The sequence below is a fragment of the Mesorhizobium sp. M0833 genome, assembly GCF_040319905.1.
GTDB lineage: Bacteria > Pseudomonadota > Alphaproteobacteria > Rhizobiales > Rhizobiaceae > Mesorhizobium.
In genome coordinates, this window is the sequence record NZ_JAMYOQ010000004.1 from 146422 (window position 1) to 163102 (window position 16681).

At 62.4% G+C, this 16681-nt stretch carries 15 protein-coding genes; 4 read left to right on the top strand and 11 right to left on the bottom strand.

What is annotated here, in order from left to right; all coding sequences use genetic code 11:
• Nucleotides 1-62: 62 nt before the first annotated feature.
• Nucleotides 63-368, top strand: a complete 306-nt coding sequence (locus tag NKH98_RS06680) for a Rieske (2Fe-2S) protein (RefSeq protein WP_254820707.1) — start codon at nucleotides 63-65, stop codon at nucleotides 366-368.
• Between the two features lies 1 nt (nucleotide 369).
• Nucleotides 370-1095, top strand: a complete 726-nt coding sequence (locus NKH98_RS06685; RefSeq protein ID WP_352897274.1) for a glutathione S-transferase family protein — start codon at nucleotides 370-372, stop codon at nucleotides 1093-1095.
• Here the strand turns inward: NKH98_RS06685 and NKH98_RS06690 are convergent.
• Together NKH98_RS06690 and NKH98_RS06695 are read right to left on the bottom strand one after the other, a co-directional pair.
• Nucleotides 1043-2281 carry an FAD-dependent oxidoreductase gene (locus NKH98_RS06690; RefSeq protein ID WP_352897276.1) on the bottom strand — a complete coding sequence of 413 codons (1239 nt, stop codon included), beginning with the start codon at nucleotides 2279-2281 and terminating at the stop codon, nucleotides 1043-1045. The two genes, NKH98_RS06685 and NKH98_RS06690, sit on opposite strands and share 53 nt — an antisense overlap.
• Nucleotides 2282-2354: 73 nt before the next feature.
• Nucleotides 2355-2765 (bottom strand): winged helix-turn-helix transcriptional regulator, encoded by a 411-nt coding sequence (locus NKH98_RS06695; protein ID WP_352466906.1) that lies wholly within the window; start codon nucleotides 2763-2765, stop codon nucleotides 2355-2357.
• 136 nt (nucleotides 2766-2901) lie between these two features.
• Between NKH98_RS06695 and NKH98_RS06700 the strand changes: the two genes are divergently transcribed.
• The gene (locus NKH98_RS06700) at nucleotides 2902-3792 is read left to right on the top strand and encodes an SDR family oxidoreductase (RefSeq protein WP_352897278.1); all 891 of its coding nucleotides are present in this window, start codon (nucleotides 2902-2904) and stop codon (nucleotides 3790-3792) included.
• A 43-nt stretch (nucleotides 3793-3835) separates the two neighbouring features.
• Here NKH98_RS06700 and NKH98_RS06705 read toward each other — a convergent pair whose 3' ends face one another.
• From NKH98_RS06705 to NKH98_RS06715, 3 genes are all read right to left on the bottom strand, one after another.
• The gene (locus NKH98_RS06705) at nucleotides 3836-5755 is read right to left on the bottom strand and encodes a potassium transporter Kup (protein WP_352751385.1); all 1920 of its coding nucleotides are present in this window, start codon (nucleotides 5753-5755) and stop codon (nucleotides 3836-3838) included.
• 158 nt (nucleotides 5756-5913) lie between these two features.
• Nucleotides 5914-7827 (bottom strand): potassium transporter Kup, encoded by a 1914-nt coding sequence (locus NKH98_RS06710; protein ID WP_352897280.1) that lies wholly within the window; start codon nucleotides 7825-7827, stop codon nucleotides 5914-5916.
• Nucleotides 7828-7923: 96 nt separating this feature from the next.
• Complete coding sequence (locus NKH98_RS06715; protein WP_352897281.1) at nucleotides 7924-8664, bottom strand: pyridoxine 5'-phosphate synthase; 741 nt, start codon at nucleotides 8662-8664, stop codon at nucleotides 7924-7926.
• A 115-nt stretch (nucleotides 8665-8779) separates the two neighbouring features.
• On the opposite strand from NKH98_RS06715, the gene NKH98_RS06720 reads away from it, so the two are divergent.
• On the top strand, nucleotides 8780-9184 hold the full coding sequence (locus NKH98_RS06720; RefSeq protein WP_352897282.1) for a SpoIIAA family protein: 405 nt from the start codon (nucleotides 8780-8782) through the stop codon (nucleotides 9182-9184).
• 6 nt (nucleotides 9185-9190) lie between these two features.
• Here NKH98_RS06720 and NKH98_RS06725 read toward each other — a convergent pair whose 3' ends face one another.
• From NKH98_RS06725 to NKH98_RS06750, 6 genes are all read right to left on the bottom strand, one after another.
• A complete protein-coding gene (locus NKH98_RS06725; RefSeq protein WP_023720791.1) occupies nucleotides 9191-10318 on the bottom strand; it encodes an ATP-dependent DNA helicase in 1128 nt (375 codons plus the stop codon).
• Between the two features lie 140 nt (nucleotides 10319-10458).
• Nucleotides 10459-10791, bottom strand: coding sequence for a nitrile hydratase accessory protein (locus NKH98_RS06730; protein WP_352808234.1), 333 nt, complete (start codon nucleotides 10789-10791; stop codon nucleotides 10459-10461).
• Nucleotides 10792-10810: 19 nt separating this feature from the next.
• Nucleotides 10811-11470: a nitrile hydratase subunit beta gene (gene nthB / locus NKH98_RS06735; RefSeq protein WP_352897284.1), complete on the bottom strand. Its 660-nt coding sequence runs from the start codon at nucleotides 11468-11470 to the stop codon at nucleotides 10811-10813.
• Entirely contained in the window at nucleotides 11467-12072 is a 606-nt protein-coding gene (gene nthA / locus NKH98_RS06740; protein ID WP_352897285.1) for a nitrile hydratase subunit alpha, read from the bottom strand. The genes nthB and nthA overlap by 4 nt, the downstream gene beginning before the upstream one ends.
• Nucleotides 12073-12128: 56 nt before the next feature.
• Nucleotides 12129-15287 carry an efflux RND transporter permease subunit gene (locus tag NKH98_RS06745; RefSeq protein WP_352897287.1) on the bottom strand — a complete coding sequence of 1053 codons (3159 nt, stop codon included), beginning with the start codon at nucleotides 15285-15287 and terminating at the stop codon, nucleotides 12129-12131.
• Nucleotides 15284-16528 (bottom strand): efflux RND transporter periplasmic adaptor subunit, encoded by a 1245-nt coding sequence (locus NKH98_RS06750; RefSeq protein ID WP_352897288.1) that lies wholly within the window; start codon nucleotides 16526-16528, stop codon nucleotides 15284-15286. Before NKH98_RS06750 ends, NKH98_RS06745 begins: the two co-directional genes overlap by 4 nt.
• Between the last annotated feature and the right edge of the window lie 153 nt (nucleotides 16529-16681).

Here is a 16681-nt window from a genome sequence, read left to right on the forward strand (position 1 = left end):
GACGATCGATGCAAATGCATCTATATAGATGCAGTCGCATCAATCACGAGAGGCAAATTCCGATGAAGTATGAAATCTGCAGGATCGCCGACGTTCCGGAAACAGGCAGCCTGATCGCTCCGTTCTTCGGCCGCGAGGTCCATGTCTACCGCAGCGGCGAGCGTATCCGCGCTGCCGCCAACGTCTGCCTGCATTTCGGTGGTCCGCTCGACTGCAAGGACGGCAAGCTCGTCTGCCAGTGGCACGGCGCCTCGTTCGACATGGCGAACGGTGATCGCCTCGAAGGCCCGGCGCCGAAGGGCTCCCGCCTGATGTTCCTCTCCACCCGCATCGAGGACGGCGCCTTGAACTATGTCTGGGGAGAGTGAGATGACCGGTAAGCTCATCCTCGTCAGCCACCATCTTTGTCCCTATGTGCAGCGCGCGGCGATTTCACTTCGCGAAAAGGGCGTGCCGTTCGAACGCATCACGGTCGATCTCGCCAACAAGCCTGCCTGGTTCAAGGCGATATCACCGCTCGGCAAGGTGCCGCTGCTTCGCGTTGAGCATGACGGCCAGGAAACGGTGATCTTCGAATCGGCGGTCATCCTCGAATTCCTCGAGGAAACCCAGCCAAATCCACTGCATCCCACCGACCCCTATGTCCGTGCCCGGCATCGCGCCTGGATCGAGTTCGGCTCGGCAATCCTCAATGCCGTCGCCCGCTTCTATTCAGCGCCTACGGAAGCCGCGCTGCTCGCTGAAAGCGAGACGCTATCGGCAATGTTCGATCGCCTGGAAGTGGAACGGGCGAATGGCGCGGCTGGGCCATGCTTCGACGGCGAGCGCTTTTCACTGGTCGACGCGGTCTACGGCCCGATTTTCCGCTATTTCGACGTCTTCGACCGGATCGGCGATTTCGGCATCCTGGACGGAAAGCCGCATGTCCAGGTGTGGCGCGAGGCGTTGCGCAAACGCCCATCCGTGAAGGGCGCGGTCGCTCCCGATTATCCGCAACGCCTCCATGCATTCTTGCAGGCTAAGGGTTCGCACCTTGCGGAAATCATCCGCCAAGGCGATCCGGCCATAGCGCTTCCGCAAGCCCTATCGGCTTGAATGGATTGATCACCGTTCCTGTAACCATGGAAGCAAGAAACTGCGGCGCCGGCGGGACTTTTGCCAGCGTCGCCACCAGCCTGTCGCGGACGAACGGCATCACAATCGAATCCGACTGATAAAACGGCGTCAGCACCAGCGACAGCGCCTGGAAGACCCGCACATGCCATCGCCGCGTCCGGACATAGGCCTCCAGTGCAGTATCGATACGGTCCGTTCCTATGAGTGCGTAGTTGAGCGCGGCTGCATCGAGCAGCGCCATGTTCGCGCCCTGGCCGAGCTGCGGGCTCGCTGAATGGGCCGCATCGCCGATAACAGCCAATCGCCGTCCGGCTGGGGTCCTCATCGTGTGATGGCCATAACGCGCCAGCGAAAGCTGCTCGAAACTGTCGATCTGCTCGATGAAGGCCGTGCATTCAGGCCACAGCCCGACCAATCTCGCCTTCCATGCCTCGAGACCTGCCGCCCAGACGTACTCGGCATCCGCCGGCTTGAGGCTCCAGAAGAATGCCGCCATCTTCTGGGCATCCGGCTCGGGCCGGCCGATTGGCAGCACGCCGATCATCACGCTTGCCCTGTCGTAGCGCTGCAGCAGCGCGTGCTCGTCGAAACCCTCGCCGCGCCAGCCAAGCGATGCCCAGAAAGCGCCATAGGCGAGCGATCGCGGTTCGCCCGGATTGTTCACGCACCGCCGCAGTTTGGAGCGTGAACCGCTGGCATCCACTACTAGGTCGAACGACCCCATCCGTCGTCCGTTGCCGCAGATCAATGTTGCCCGTTCGCCGGTTTCCAGCGTCTCAAGCTCGATACCTGTCTCGATGTGGATCGCTTGGCGCCGGGCGGCGCGGAAAAGCACGCCGAACAGAGCCGCGCGATGTACCGCCAGCCCGAAACGGCCGCCATGCCAGGCATCGTAGCGGACGTCGAGCACTGTGCGGCCGGTCTTGGCATCTGCACCATGCAGGCGGTCTATGCGGCAGCCCAGCGCCAGAATGTCTTCGAGCAGGCCGAGATCGGCAAGCACCGTCAGCCCGGTCGGCTGCAGGATCAGCCCGGACCCGACCGGTTTTGGCTGGTCGAAGCGCTCGAAGATCGTGACCCTATGTCCGGCGCGCTTGAGATAGAGCGCGGCGGCAAGTCCAGCCGGCCCGGCGCCGGCAATCGCGATGTCCAGAGAATTGCCCATCTGCCCGCCCAACCCAGGCCGGACAATCCTTCAGCGCTGTCGCTAAATCAAGGCGCCGTCTCGGCCTGGAGGCTCAGCCTTCGGCAGCATCGAAAACCTTCCGCGCCTCGCGTACAGCGCCGTGATTGAGCTCGGCCCATTGGATCAGCTGATGCAAGGGTCCAAACATCGAGCGCCCGAGATCGGTGAGGCTATATTCGACGCTCGGCGGCTTGGTCGGGAAGACCTGGCGATGGACATAGCCGTCGCGCTGCAGATCGTGCAACGTCTGGGTGAGCATGCGCTGTGAAATATCGGGCACGAGGCGCCGCAACTCGCCGAAGCGGTACGGCTTCTCGGCCAAGGCCTCCATCAGCAGCGAACTCCATTTGTTGCTGATCCCCTGGATCACGTCGCGAACCGGACAATCCGCAAGGTTTCCGCCACCGCTGCCTGCTTTGTAGATCTCGAGTTTCGATCTCAGATTGACGATCTTGCCGTCCATGGCTGGTTCCCTGGGTGTGCCTACCTCCCGCAAAACTGCCTTCTTTACGAGGATGGGTCAATTCCTATTTTAGTGCTGGTCTCTTTTTGAGACTAACATACGCACCCGCCGCTCCGGCGCAACGTCAGGACCCTTCATGACCGACACCCTTCTTGTCACCGGCGCCTCCGGCCAGCTTGGCCGCGGCGTCATCAATCATCTGCTTGACACGCTCAAGATCTCCCCTCAGCGCATCATCGCCGCCACCCGCAATCCGGAAAATCTGGCCGATCTGGCAGCGCGCGGCGTCACTCTCAGGGCGGCCGACTTCGACGACACCGCATCGTTGGCCAGTGCATTTACCGGCGCGGACAGAGTTCTGATCATTTCGACAAACGAGCTTGCCCTTCCGGGCAAGCGCCTGAAGCAACATGAGACCGCGGTCGTGGCCGCAAAAAGCGCCGGCGTTTCGCATCTGCTCTACACATCGATGCCCAATCCGGAGCCAGGATCGCCGGTGCTGTTTGCGCCCGATCACCACGGCACCGAGCAGGCGATCAAGGCGAGCGGCATTCCCTACACCATCTTCCGCAACGGCTGGTACCAGGAGAACCTGTTCATGGCGCTGCCGCACGCCATCGCCTCGGGGCAGTGGTACACATCCGCCGGAGACGGCCGTATTGCCCATGGCGCGCGCGACGATATGGCCGCGGCAATCGCCGCCGGTCTCGCATCGGGGGCAACCGAAAGCACGACATACACGCTGACGGGTCCGCAGGCCTATACGGTCGCTGAAATCGCGGCCCTCGTCACCGAAGTTACCGGCAGGCCGATCGAGGTCGTCCAGCTTTCGGACGAAGCGCTCACCGGGGGATTGAAGGCTGCCGGCGTTCCCGAAGGTTTCGCCCCGGTCACCGTTTCCTTCGACACCAACACCCGCTCCGGCCGCATCAGCATGGTGACGGACGCGATCGAGACGCTGTCCGGCAGGAAGCCGCGGCCGCTGAAGCAATTTCTTGAGGCAAACAAGGCGGCTCTGGTGAGCTGAGCCTGACAAATGGCCGTGCCCTTGGAAGGGCACGACCATTTGTTCAGATAGCCACCTGCGTCCCGATCTCGACCACGCGTCCGGTCGGGATCTGGAAATATTCCGTTGCATCGGCCGCCGAGCGCGCCAGCCCGATGAACAGCTTGTCCTGCCAGACCGGCATGCCGGAATTGGGCGAGGCCTTGAGCGAGCGCCGCGACAGGAAGAAGGAGGTCGTCATGATGTCGAACTTCCAGCCCTGCTTGCGGCAGATCGCCAGCGCACGCGGGATGTTGGGCTGCTCCATGTAGCCGAAGGTCAGCGTCACCCGCATGAACAGCTCGTTGACGGTCTCCATCTTGACGCGCTCGCTGTCGGGCACGACAGGCTGCGGCGCCGTTACCACCGAAAGGATGACGTTCTGCTCGTGCAGCACCTTATAGTGCTTCAGGCTGTGCATCAGCGCCGTCGGTGCGCTCAGCGGATCGCTGGTCAGGAACACCGCGGTGCCCGACACCAAATGCGGCTTCTTCTTCAGCAGATTGCCGGCAAGGAAATCCAGCGGGATCTCGTTCCGGCGGGTCTTGTCGAACAAATAGCGGCTACCGCGGATCCAGGTCCACATCGCCAGCACGATGGTGAAGGCCACCGCCAGCGAAGCCCAGCCACCTTCGAACACTTTGACGATGTTCGAGGCAAAGAAGCCAATGTCGATGAACGCGAATACCACTGTCAGGGAGATGGCCAGCCAGAGCTGCCATTTCCAGATGCGGCTCATGATCACGTACAGCAGCACCGTCGTCACCAGCATATTGCCGGTCACCGAAATGCCGTAGGCTGACGCAAGCTTGCTGGATTCGCCAAAGCCGACCACCAGCAGCATCACCACCAGCGCCAGCAGCATGTTGACGCGCGGCATGTAGATCTGGCCGGACTGTCTTTCCGACGTATGGAGGATTTCCAGGCGCGGCAGCATGTTGAGCTGCACCGCTTGCCTGGTCAGCGAGAAAGCGCCGGAGATCACCGCCTGGCTGGCGATGACGGTCGCAGCGGTGGCGAGAACGACCATCGGAATAAGCGTCCAGCCTTCGTTCATCTCGAAGAAGGGATGACCGACCACTCCGTTTTTCGCCAGCACGAATGCGCCCTGCCCGGCATAGTTCAGCAGCAGGCAAGGGAACACGATGGCCAGCCAGGCGAGCACGATGGGCCTACGGCCGAAGTGGCCGAGATCGGCATAAAGCGCCTCGGCGCCGGTGACGGCGAGGAAGATGGCGCCGATCGTCACGAAGGCGACGTCTGGTGAATTGATCAGGAACGCGACGATGTAATGCGGGCTGACTGCCAGCAGGATTTCCGGATCGGCGATGATGTGGTTGAGACCGGAAAGGCCGATGGCCAGGAACCAGACTGCCGTGATCGGGCCGAAGATCAGGGCGACGCCGCCGGTTCCAAACCGCTGTGCCGAAAACAGAATCGCCAGGATGACCAGCGTCAGCGGCACCACATAGGGCTGGAAGGTCGGCGTGACGACGTTCATGCCTTCGACCGCCGACAGCACCGAGATCGCCGGCGTGATGACTGCGTCACCAAAAAAAAGCGAGGCACCGACGATGCCGATGCCGAGGATCACCGCCGAGCGGGTCGGGAAACTGTTGCGCGCCAGCGCCATCAGCGACAGCACACCGCCCTCGCCGCGATTGTCGGCCCTGAGCACGAACATGATATATTTGATGGTGACGATGATCGTCAGTGACCAGATGATCAGCGACAACACGCCGAGGATGTCGCCACGGTTGGCGACTTCGCCCCCCGACGATGCCACCAAGGCCTCGCGGAAAGCATAGATCGGGCTGGTGCCGATATCGCCGTAAACCACGCCGAGTGCGCCCAGCATCAGCACCTTGGTGCTGTGCTGCTCGACCTCAGAATGGCTCGATTGTTCGACCGGTTCTGCCTCGTTACCAGTACTGGTAAGGGCCATAGACGACACTCCGATAAGCGCGCGGTGCTCTACGCTTGCTGCGCTGCAATATCAAGTGCCGTCACGTAATGGCTCCGTCCCGATATTGCGAGTCCTCCACGACCTGGCAGACCCAGTCCCATCGGCAGACTACCTGGAATGTCGCAACGGAAACGTTTTTAAATAGCCACCTGCGTCCCGATCTCGACGACGCGTCCGGTCGGGATCTGGAAATATTCCGTTGCATCGGCCGCCGAGCGCGCCAGCCCGATGAACAGCTTGTCCTGCCAGACCGGCATGCCGGAATTGGGCGAGGCCTTGAGCGAGCGCCGCGACAGGAAGAAGGAGGTCGTCATGATGTCGAACTTCCAGCCTTGCTTGCGGCAGATCGCCAGCGCGCGCGGAATGTTGGGCTGCTCCATGTAGCCGAAGGTCAGCGTCACCCGCATGAACAGCTCGTTGACGGTCTCCATCTTGACCCGCTCGCTGTCGGGCACGACAGGCTGCGGCGCCGTCACCACCGAAAGGATGACGTTCTGCTCATGCAGCACCTTGTAGTGCTTGAGGCTGTGCATCAGCGCCGTCGGCGCGCTCAGCGGATCGCTGGTCAGGAACACCGCGGTGCCCGACACCAGATGTGGCTTCTTCTTCAGCAGATTGCCGGCAAGGAAATCCAGCGGGATCTCGTTCCGGCGGGTCTTGTCGAACAAATAGCGGGTGCCGCGGATCCATGTGGACATGATCAGCCCCATGCCGCAGGCGACCGTGATCGACACCCACCCACCTTCGAGGATCTTGACGACGTTTGCGAGGAAAAATCCGGTATCGATCGTGCCGAACAGCAGTGTGAGCACGGCCGCCAGTGCAAGCTGCCATTTCCACCGGAACCGCATCACCACGAACAGCAGGATGGTCGTCATAAGCATTTCGCCAGTCACCGAAATGCCATAGGCGGAAGCCAGCGAACTCGAACTGCCAAAGCCGACCACCAGCAACATCACGCCCAGCGCGACCACCAGATTGACCCGCGGCATGTAGATCTGGCCGGACTGCATCTCGGAAGTATGCTGCACCTCGATACGTGGCAGCAGATTGAGCTGCACCGCCTGACGGGTCAGTGAGAAAGCGCCGGAGATCACCGCCTGACTGGCGATCACCGTCGCTGCCGTGGCCAGCCCAACCATGGGCATTAGCGCCCAATCCGGCAGCATCTGGAAGAATGGATTGGTGGGTTTGCCGCCGTTGGCAAGAACGAACGCGCCTTGTCCGAAATAGTTGAGGAGCAAACAAGGAAACACGACAGCAAACCATGCCAGCACGATCGGCCTGCGCCCGAAATGGCCGAGATCGACATAGAGGGCTTCGGCCCCGGTGACCGCCAGGAACACCGCCCCGACTGTGACGAAAGCGCCGGTGGGCGTATTGGCCAGATAAGCGACCGCGTAATAGGGATTGACCGCCAGCAGGACCGACGGATCGTCAAGCAGATGGTAGACCCCGGCGGCACCGATGGCCAGGAACCACGCTGCCGTCACCGGCCCGAACACGGCCGCCACCCTGCCGGTGCCGAACCGTTGCACGGCAAAGAGCATTGCCAGGATGACAAGAGTGATCGGAACGACAAAGGTTTCGAGCGTCGGAGCCATCACTTCCAGGCCCTCGACAGCCGAAAGCACGGAGATGGCGGGCGTTATTATCGCGTCGCCGAAAAAAAGCGCCGCGCCGCAAAGTCCGATCCCCAGAATGAACCGGGCTCCCTTTGGATAAGCACTACGCGCAAGCGACATCAGCGACAGCGTGCCGCCCTCGCCCTTGTTGTCGGCTCTGAGCACGAAAGCGACGTATTTTATCGTGACGATGATCGTCAGCGCCCAGACGATAAGCGACAGCACGCCGAGGACGTCGTTGCGCGCTACCGGTCCCGACGACGCGTGCAGCGCTTCCCGAAATGCGTAAATTGGGCTGGTGCCGATATCGCCGTAAACCACGCCCAGCGCGCCCAGCATCAGCACCTTGGTGCTGTGCTGCTCGACGGTGGAGTGGCTGGATTGCTCGATGGGTTCTGCCTCGCTACCAGCGTTGGCAAGGGCCATGGACGACACTCCCATAGACGTTCGGTGCTCTATGCCGCGGGGATGGAAAGGGCGCGCTGCCATGCCGGGGACCCAGGGCTATCGGCTCGCCTCTCTCTACCAGCCACAAGCCTTCAGAAACCGCCTGACCGTTCCAGCCATGCCATACTCCAACGCATCGGCTGTCAACCCATGCCCGGTCGACACTTCGGCCAATGCCGGGATGCGCCTGGCCAGTGCCGGCAAATTGCTCACCACAAGGTCGTGCCCGGCATTGACCTGGAGCCCTGCGGCCAGTGCGGCATCCGCCGTCTTTCCCAATTTCTCCAATTCCTTCGCCGCTTTTGCCGAATCGGAATGATAGCTGCCGTATGGACCCGTATAGAGTTCGATCCGGTCGGCGCCGGTGTCGCGAGCGGCTTTCACGCCATCGGGGTCAGGATCGGAAAACAGCGACACGCGAAAGCCTCCCTTCTTCAGGCGCTTGACAACCGGTGTCAGGAACGCAGCCTCGGCGGCGAAGTTCCAGCCATGATCGGAAGTCGCCTGCGCCGGGTCGTCGGGCACCAGGGTCACCTGCTCGGGCTGATGCTTTTCGACAAGCGCCAGGAACTCCTCGGTCGGATAGCCCTCGATGTTGAATTCGGCATTCGGGAACTCGTCGTCGATCAGCGCCCTGATCTGCGGCAGATCGGAATGCCTGGTGTGCCGCTCGTCGGGTCGCGGGTGCACCGTCAGCCCATGCGCGCCGGCGGCAAGGGCAATGCGTCCGAGCCCGGTCACGCTTGGCCACGGCAGGTCCCGCCGGTTGCGCAGCATGGCGATGGCGTTGAGGTTGACGGAAAGCTTTGCAGGCATTTGCACGGTTCCAGGCTGATCTCGGCGCGCATCTATACCGCCTTTAAGCGGAACAGACAGAGGGTTTCAGGTGTTCCAAGGTGAACGAAGAAAATCGAGCGCAAGGAGTTGCCTGTTGAATTTTCTCGATGTCGTGCCTGCGATCCGCCGCATCGATACCGATCGCGAAGACCTCCTCGCCATCGATGTCGTCGGCCATGTCGCAGCGGCCGACGCCGAAAACCTGTTTGGATTGCTGGAAGCGGCCTACGCGCTGCACTCGAAAATCGACGTGCTGGTGCGCCTGATCGATCATGAGGGTGTCGACTGGACCGACGTGTCGGACGACACGATCGAACAGGGCATAGCTCATGCAGTGGAGCATATCAGCCGCTGCGCCGCGGTCGGTGAGCCGAACTGGATAGCCGAGGCAAGAGCCTTTCTGCCTGCCTCTGTGCCTGTCGAACTCCGGCATTTCGAGGCCAAGGACGAGGCCGCCGCTTGGGAATGGCTTGGCGCCAACCCGATCGCCCAGCGCTGATGCGGCCTATCGGACGATCGTCAGCCGTTCGGCCGCGCGCGTGATAGCGGTGTAGAGCCAACGCTGCCGGGTTTCCTTGAACGCCCAGCTTTCGTCGAAAAGCACGATCTCGTTCCACTGCGACCCCTGCGCCTTGTGCACGGTCAGCGCGTAGCCATAGTCGAAATCGTCGAAACGCTTCTTCTGCTGCCAGGGAATGTCGGCGTCCGGATCTTCGAACGCCGCCTTGAGCAGCTTGATCTTGGCGACGCCGCGATCCGGGTCGTCTTCCTCCGGCGAAACCAGAAGATTGATGCCGGGCTTGACCGTCTCGCGCGACGAGGTCATCACCTTCCACAGCGAGCCGTTGAGCAGTCCCTTGGCCGGATCGTTGCGCAGGCAGACCAGCTTGTCGCCGGCTTGCGGATAATCGGCGTTGAACCCCTTCAGCTCGCGCAGCCGCTGGTTATAGCGGCGGCGCGTGCGGTTGGTACCGACCAGCACCTGGTCCGCCTTCAGCACCAGTTCCTGGGTGACGTCTTCCTTGCCGATCACTTGCGCCGCGCCATAGTCGCCGCGCATGAACTCGCGGCCCTCGCGCACGTCGAGCGCCAGCCTGATGATCGGGTTGTCGCGCGCCTGGCGGTGGATTTCGGTGAGCAGAATGTCCGGCTCGTGGTCGGTGAAGAAGCCGCCGCCGGAGATCGGCGGCAACTGGCCGGGATCGCCAAGCACCAGGATCGGCGTGCCGAAGCTCATCAGGTCACGGCCAAGCTGCTCGTCGACCATCGAGCATTCGTCGATGACGACGAGCTTGGCTCGCGAGATCGGGCTCTGCCGGTTGAGCGAAAAGGTCGGGGACATCGAGGTTTTGCCGGTCACCTCGTCCGCTACCGATTCCTCGCCTTTCGGCCGGTAGATCAGCGAATGGATGGTACGGGCATTGACCGCGCCCTTGGAACGCAGCACCTGCGCCGCCTTGCCGGTAAACGCGGCGAACTGCACCTGGCCGTCGACATGCTCGGCGAAATAGCGCGCCAGCGTCGTCTTGCCGGTGCCGGCATAGCCGAACAGCCGGAACAGCTGCGGCTTGCCGGCTTTCAGCCAGCCGGCCACTGCCTTCAGCGCCTCGTCCTGTTGAGGAGAGAATTCCATCAGCGCGACAGACCGGATTCGCGAGGGAAAGACAAGGTGAGTGTCATCACCATCAATATCACTGCCGGCAACTGCGCCGCTGCGACAGGATTATCAGTGACGAACCGGAACGTAAAGAGAACAAACCAGGCGACCGCAGCTTACCCAGCCCGCTGTGGATCGTTCTCCAGCAGGATCGGCTTGCCGTGCGGCGTTGCATGCGCGGCGCGTTCCCAGGCAGCGGCAATGGTGTCGACGTCTTTCTTGCCGGCAATGCCTTTGGCCGACAGCAGCTTTTCCAGCGCCGCCAGCCAGTGCTCGTAGTAATCGCGACCGTCGCGCGCGGCGCCCGGCCGCTTCACCTCTGCCGACAAAGCATCCGCCCATTCGCTCCACGAAAACAACCCGTTATCGTGCAGTGCTACCGTCATGGCAAAGGCCTCTGCCTGCCACGGCTCGGCAAACACAGGCGCCTCGACACCGGCTGGCGGCATATCGGCGATTGAGCTCGTCTCACGCCGGCTCAAGGTAGCCCTCCCAGGCATCGATCGAAACGACAAGTGTCGGGTCGGCGCCCTCGCCCCAGATTTCGCTGCCGGTGAAGGCCACCGTATAGACCCATTGCGGGTTTTCACCCTGGCCGTGCGCGTTTGTGTCGGGAAAAACAAAGCCGCCGCGCACAGCCTCGACGACACCTTGCTTGCCGCGTGCATAGCGCGGGAGCCTGGTGTGGCCCGTCGGATGGAAATTCTTCGTACGCACAGTGTCGCCCGCCTTGAACCGCGCCGGCGTAGCGACCGTCCGGTCGCAAGGCCCGCCCTTGGCCAGCACCGCCGGAACATCTTTAGCCTTCAGCACCCGTTTGGGTGTCGCTGCCGGGTCGACTGCGTCGCCCGTGGCCAGGTCGCGGTCGCCGACGAAACCATGGCGTTTGAGCAGCACCTCCAGCGCCTTGATCCATATCTGGTAGTAGCTGGAGGCATAATAATCCGCTGGATGCAGCGATTCCCGCGCGTGCCGGCTCTCGTCGATGCTCCAAGCGCCCATGGCGCCGGCGCACAACGTCACGCCCAGCGCCCGCCTTTCCCAATCGGCATGGAAATAGGGTTCGTCCGGTTCGGGCGCGATCGGCCCGAAACCCATCTGGCCGCCGAGGTCCTGCGGTCCGTTCATGCCGGCTCCCGCGCCAACGCTGTGCCGATCATGGCATCGCGCGTCACCAGATCGGCGAGCCGTGCCTCCTCCCAGCCCTCGGTGCCCCTTGGCTGCATAGGCACCACCAGATAGCGCAGCTCGGCGGTCGAATCCCACACCCGGATTGTTGTCGTCGCCGGCAAGATCAGCCCGAATTCCTCGAGCACGCCGCGCGGATCGATCACTGCGCGCGAACGGTAGGGCGGCGCCTTGTACCAGACCGGCGGCAGGCCGAGCACCGACCACGGATAGCAGGAGCATAGCGTGCAGACGACGAGGTTGTGCGTGTCGGCCGTGTTGAAGACCGCCTGCATGTGCTCGCCTTGCCGGCCGGTGTAGCCGAGCGATTCGATTGCTGCCGTCGCGTCACACTTCAGCCATGCGGCAAACGCGGGATCAACCCAGGCTTTCGCCACCACCTTTGCGCCGTTGCGCGGCCCGATCTTGGTCTCGTAGGTGTCGACAATGACATCGATCGCCGCCGGATCGATCAGGCCTTTGCGGGTGAGAATCGTCTCCAGCGCGCGCACGCGCGCCGCAAAAGGATCAAGCTCGTTGTCATGGTGGTGATTATGCGGCATGGCGTCAAATTACGATCGCGGACCCCCGGCCGCAAGCACCACGGCTTGGGCCAGCGCTATTCGGCTGCCGCCTTTTGCGGCACTGGTTCTTCCTCCTCGTCGAACAGTGATGGCTGGTCGACCGCTTCGACCGGCCTCGGCTCGCCCCGGCGCCGCGCCCACAGCCTGACCAGCCAGCCGGAAAAATGCTCCATGTAGACGTAGATGACGGGCGTGACGAACAGCGTCAGTGCCTGCGAGGCGACCAGACCGCCGACCACCGCCACGCCGAGAGGCTGGCGCAGTTCCGCACTGGCGCCGGTGCCGAGCGCGATCGGGATGGTACCCATCAGCGCGGCAAGCGTGGTCATCATGATCGGTCGGAAGCGCATCAGGCAGGCCTTGTGGATGGATTCGACAGGCGACATCCCCTCGCGCCTAAGCTCGAGCGCCACGTCGATCATCATGATGCCGTTCTTCTTGACGATGCCGATCAGCATCAGGATGCCGATCACCGCGATCACCGACAGGTCCATCCCCGCCAGCCGCAGTGCCACCAGCGCGCCAAGCACCGCCGACGGAAGCCCGGTCAGGATGGTAAGCGGATGGATGAAGCTCTCATAGAGCATGCCGAGAACGATATAGATGGTGAGGATCGCGCCACCGATCAGCAGTCCCTGGTTGGAAAGCGAATCCTGGAAGGTCTTCGCCGTGCCCGAGAAAGTGGTCGAGATCGTCGGCGGCATGCCGATCTTTTCCTTCAGCGCATTGATGTGGCTCACGCTGTCGCCGAGGGCCACGCCCTGCGGCAGATTGTAGGAGATGGTCACTGCCGGGAGCTGGCCGAGCTGGTTGACGGTCAAAGCACCGGCGGTCCGATCGACGCGGGCGAACGCGCCGAGCGGCACCAGGCTGCCGCTCGCCGTTCTCACCTTGATGGCGAGCATCCGCTCGGGCGACCACTCGATCTTCGGATCGAGCTCCATGATCACGTCGTAGCTGTCAGCCGAGCCGAAGATGGTCGACACCTGCTGGGTGCCGAAACCGCCATAGAGACTGGAGCGCAACGTATCGGTATCGACGCCGAGCGTCGCTGCCTTGTCGCGGTCGATCACCAGCGTCGCCTGAAGCGCATTGTTCTGCAGGTCATTGGTGACGTCGGTGAAGGCGGCATGGTCGGCAGCCATCGCGTCCGTCAGCTTCTGCGCCCAGACGTTCGTCAGGCGGGTATCGAGGCCCTGCACGGCAAGCTGGTAGGCACTCGCCGAAGAACGCGCGCCGAGCCGCAGGTTCTGCACCGGCTGCATGTAGGTTTCGATGCCGGGCACGTTGGCAAGTTGGCGCCGCAGGTCCGAAAGCACCTTGTCGATGTTCGGTCGCTGGTCCTTGTCTTTCAGCTGGACAAACAGCTGGCCCTGGTTGAGCGCATTGCTTCCACTGCCCGCCGACCAGCCGACATGCGCGACGTAGGGCGAATGGGTGAAGACATCCGCCACTTGCCCCTGCAGCTTCACCATGGCGTCAAACGAAATATCCTGGCGCGCAATGGTCGTCACCGAGACCTGGCCGATATCCTCCTGCGGGAAAAAGCCCTTCGGCGAGATCTGGATCAGCCATACCGACAGCCCGGCGGTCACGAGGAAGACAAGGAAGACAAGGAAATTGTGGCGCAGGCAGAATGTCAGCAGCCTGTCATAGCCCCGCATGAAGACGTTTTGTCGGTGGTCCCCGCCATGCGCTGCTTTCTGCTCGGCTTTCGATAATGACAACAGCCGCGAGCACAGCATCGGCGTCAGCGTCAGCGAGACGAACATCGACGCCAGGATGGCGACCGTCACCACTACCGCGAATTCGTTGAAGATGCGCCCGATCACGCCGCCCATCAAAAGCACTGGAATGAACACGGCGACCAGCGAGATCGAGATCGAGATGATGGTGAAGCCGATCTCGCGCGCGCCCTTGAGCGACGCCTCGAGGGCCGAGAGCCCGTCCTCCTCCATATGGCGGAAAATATTTTCCAGCATGACGATGGCATCGTCGACGACAAGGCCGACCGCCAGCGTCAGCCCCATCAATGAGACGTTGTCGATGGAAAAGCCGAACAGGTACATCACACCCAGCGTGGCGATGAGCGAAATCGGCACCGCCACTGCCGGGATGACCGTCGCCGTCACCCGGCGCAGGAACAGGAAGATCACCATCACCACCAGCGCGATGGTGAGCAGCAGCGTGAATTGCACGTCGTCCACCGCCTCGCGGATCGACGTCGAGCGGTCGTTGAGCAACTGGATGCTCGCCGCCGCCGGCATCTGACCCTCGAAGGAAGGCAGCATCGCCTTGACGCGGTCGACGACGTCGACGGTATTAGCATCCGGCTGACGCTGCACCGCCATGATGATGGCGCGGGTGCCGTCATACCAGCTTGCCGTCGTCGTGGTCTCGACCGAATCGATGACGCGGGTCACCTCGCCGAGCCGCACCGGATGGCCATTCTTGGTTGCGATGATGATGTTGGAGAATCCCGCCGCGTTGGTCAGCTGCGTGTTCGCGGTGATCGTCAGCTGCTGTTTGTTGTTCTTGAGCACGCCGAGCGGCGTGTTGCTGTTTGCCGAGGCAATGGCCGTCTGCAGCTGGTCGATCGAGATCCCGCGAGCGGCGAGCGCCGTCGGATCGATCTGGACGCGTACGGCATATTTTTGCTGGCCGTAGATCGAAACCTGCGCAACCCCATCGATCGTCGACAGCGATGGCGAAATCACATTCTCGGCAAAGGCATCGAGATCGGTCAGCGGAATGGTGTCGCTGACCAGCGACATCAGCAGGATCGGCGCGTCGGCTGGATTGACCTTGCGATAGCTCGGCGGGCTGGTCATCTCCGGCGGCAATTGTCGTTGCGTGCGTGCGATCGCCGCCTGCACGTCGGCGGCGGCGGCGTCTATGTCGCGGTTGAGCACGAACTGAATGGCGATCGAGGTCGAGCCGAGCGAGTTGGTCGTCGAAATCGAATCGATGCCGGCGATGGTGGCAAACTGCTTGATGAGCGGCGTTGCCACCGAGGTCGCCATGGTTTCCGGCGAGGCCCCGGGCAGCGAGGCCGAGACGTTGACCACCGGAAATTCCGCGCTTGGCAGTGCCGCCACCGGCAGGAATTTGTAAGCAAATAGCCCGCCCAGAACCAGAGCGAACGACATGAGCAGCGTGGCGACCGGCCTGCGGATGCAGAATTCGGAAATCATGGCTGTGTTCCGCCCGTCCGGTCAGCCTCGGCGACCTTCGGAGCCGCCTGGTCGCCGGTGCCGGTCGAAGCCTTGCCTTCGCGCACCGCCGCACCGTTCTTCAGCTTGGTCTGGCCTTCGACGACGACACGCTCGCCGCTTTTCAATCCTTGGCTGATCGCGGTGTTGGCGCCTTCTGTCAGCGCGACCTGCACCGGCCGCATTTCAACGGTGTTGTCCGGCTTGATCACATAGACGAACGGTCCCTTCTGGCTGGGCTGGACGGCAACCGTCGGAACCGACGTCATTTGCGGCATAATGCCGGCATCGAGCACGACATTGACATATTGGCCCGGCCACAGCGAAAGATCGGCGTTGGGCACGCTGGCCCGCGTTGCGATCGTGCCGGACGCGGTATCGACGGAGGAATCGACGAAATCCAGGGTTCCCCTGCCGATCGGCTTCGGGTCACCATCCTTGGTCAGCGTCACCGCGCCTTGCTGCGGCGCCGCCAGCGCTTTGTGCAGTAACGCAAGATCGCTTTCGGGGAGATTGAAATTCACCTGCAACGGGTCGACCTGCGTGATCGTCACCAGCGGGATCGACGTGCTGCTGCTGTTGCTGGTGGTGACGAGATCGCCGACGGCGACGCTGACCGCGCCAAGCCTGCCGGAGATAGGCGCCCTGATCGTGGCGAAGCCAAGCTGGATTTGGTCGGCATCGATCGTTGCCTTGTCGGCGTCGACGGTGGCCGCTGCGGATTTCTGCGCCGCGACAGCCTGATCGTAGGTCTGCTGTGTGCCGGCTTGCCTGGCGACAAGATTTTTGGCCCGCAGAAGATCGGCCGTAGCGCTGGCAAGCAGCGCCTGATCTTTTGCGAGCGTCGCCTGATCGCGTGCCAATTGCGCCTTCAACGAGCGATCGTCCAGCGAGAACAGAAGGTCGCCTGCCTTCACCATCTGTCCGTCCTTGACCGCGATTGCGACGATCTGGCTCGAGACCCGTGCGTTGATGCTGACCACGGCAGGAGAGGACACGAAGCCGATGGCATAGCGCCGGACCGGAAAATCGGCCGTCGAGGCGGTGCCGGCAACCACCGAAGTCGAACGCGCGGCACTTGCCGCTGCAGCGGGTTTGTCCGCCGCCGTCTGCTTCGCCGACAGCAGATGCTGAAGATCGCTCATTGCGCTGGGCGAAAGATAGAGCCACGCCGCGGCAACGCAGGCTGCAGCGATCACCGCAAATACGATCTTTCCGCGCATCGACAAAAGGCCTCTCGATCCGACACGCCGCTATCCGGTGGCCGTAGTCTAGCTCAACTCGCAGCCGATTGCCGCGCTTTTGCCAGATAATAGAGGATGCCGAAGGCGAAAAAGGGCCAAAACCCGTCATTACGAAGATTTAATGTGCAGTGC

Coding starts and splice junctions, on each gene's coding strand:
- nthB (WP_352897284.1), bottom strand. CDS start 11,470: ATGAACGGACCGCAGGACCTCGGCGGCCAGATGGGTTTCGGGCCGATC.
- NKH98_RS06725 (WP_023720791.1), bottom strand. CDS start 10,318: ATGGAATTCTCTCCTCAACAGGACGAGGCGCTGAAGGCAGTGGCCGGC.
- NKH98_RS06685 (WP_352897274.1), top strand. CDS start 370: ATGACCGGTAAGCTCATCCTCGTCAGCCACCATCTTTGTCCCTATGTG.
- nthA (WP_352897285.1), bottom strand. CDS start 12,072: ATGCCGCATAATCACCACCATGACAACGAGCTTGATCCTTTTGCGGCG.
- NKH98_RS06695 (WP_352466906.1), bottom strand. CDS start 2,765: ATGGACGGCAAGATCGTCAATCTGAGATCGAAACTCGAGATCTACAAA.
- NKH98_RS06700 (WP_352897278.1), top strand. CDS start 2,902: ATGACCGACACCCTTCTTGTCACCGGCGCCTCCGGCCAGCTTGGCCGC.
- NKH98_RS06680 (WP_254820707.1), top strand. CDS start 63: ATGAAGTATGAAATCTGCAGGATCGCCGACGTTCCGGAAACAGGCAGC.
- NKH98_RS06745 (WP_352897287.1), bottom strand. CDS start 15,287: ATGATTTCCGAATTCTGCATCCGCAGGCCGGTCGCCACGCTGCTCATG.
- NKH98_RS06705 (WP_352751385.1), bottom strand. CDS start 5,755: ATGGCCCTTACCAGTACTGGTAACGAGGCAGAACCGGTCGAACAATCG.
- NKH98_RS06710 (WP_352897280.1), bottom strand. CDS start 7,827: ATGGCCCTTGCCAACGCTGGTAGCGAGGCAGAACCCATCGAGCAATCC.
- NKH98_RS06730 (WP_352808234.1), bottom strand. CDS start 10,791: ATGCCGCCAGCCGGTGTCGAGGCGCCTGTGTTTGCCGAGCCGTGGCAG.
- NKH98_RS06690 (WP_352897276.1), bottom strand. CDS start 2,281: ATGGGCAATTCTCTGGACATCGCGATTGCCGGCGCCGGGCCGGCTGGA.
- NKH98_RS06715 (WP_352897281.1), bottom strand. CDS start 8,664: ATGCCTGCAAAGCTTTCCGTCAACCTCAACGCCATCGCCATGCTGCGC.
- NKH98_RS06750 (WP_352897288.1), bottom strand. CDS start 16,528: ATGCGCGGAAAGATCGTATTTGCGGTGATCGCTGCAGCCTGCGTTGCC.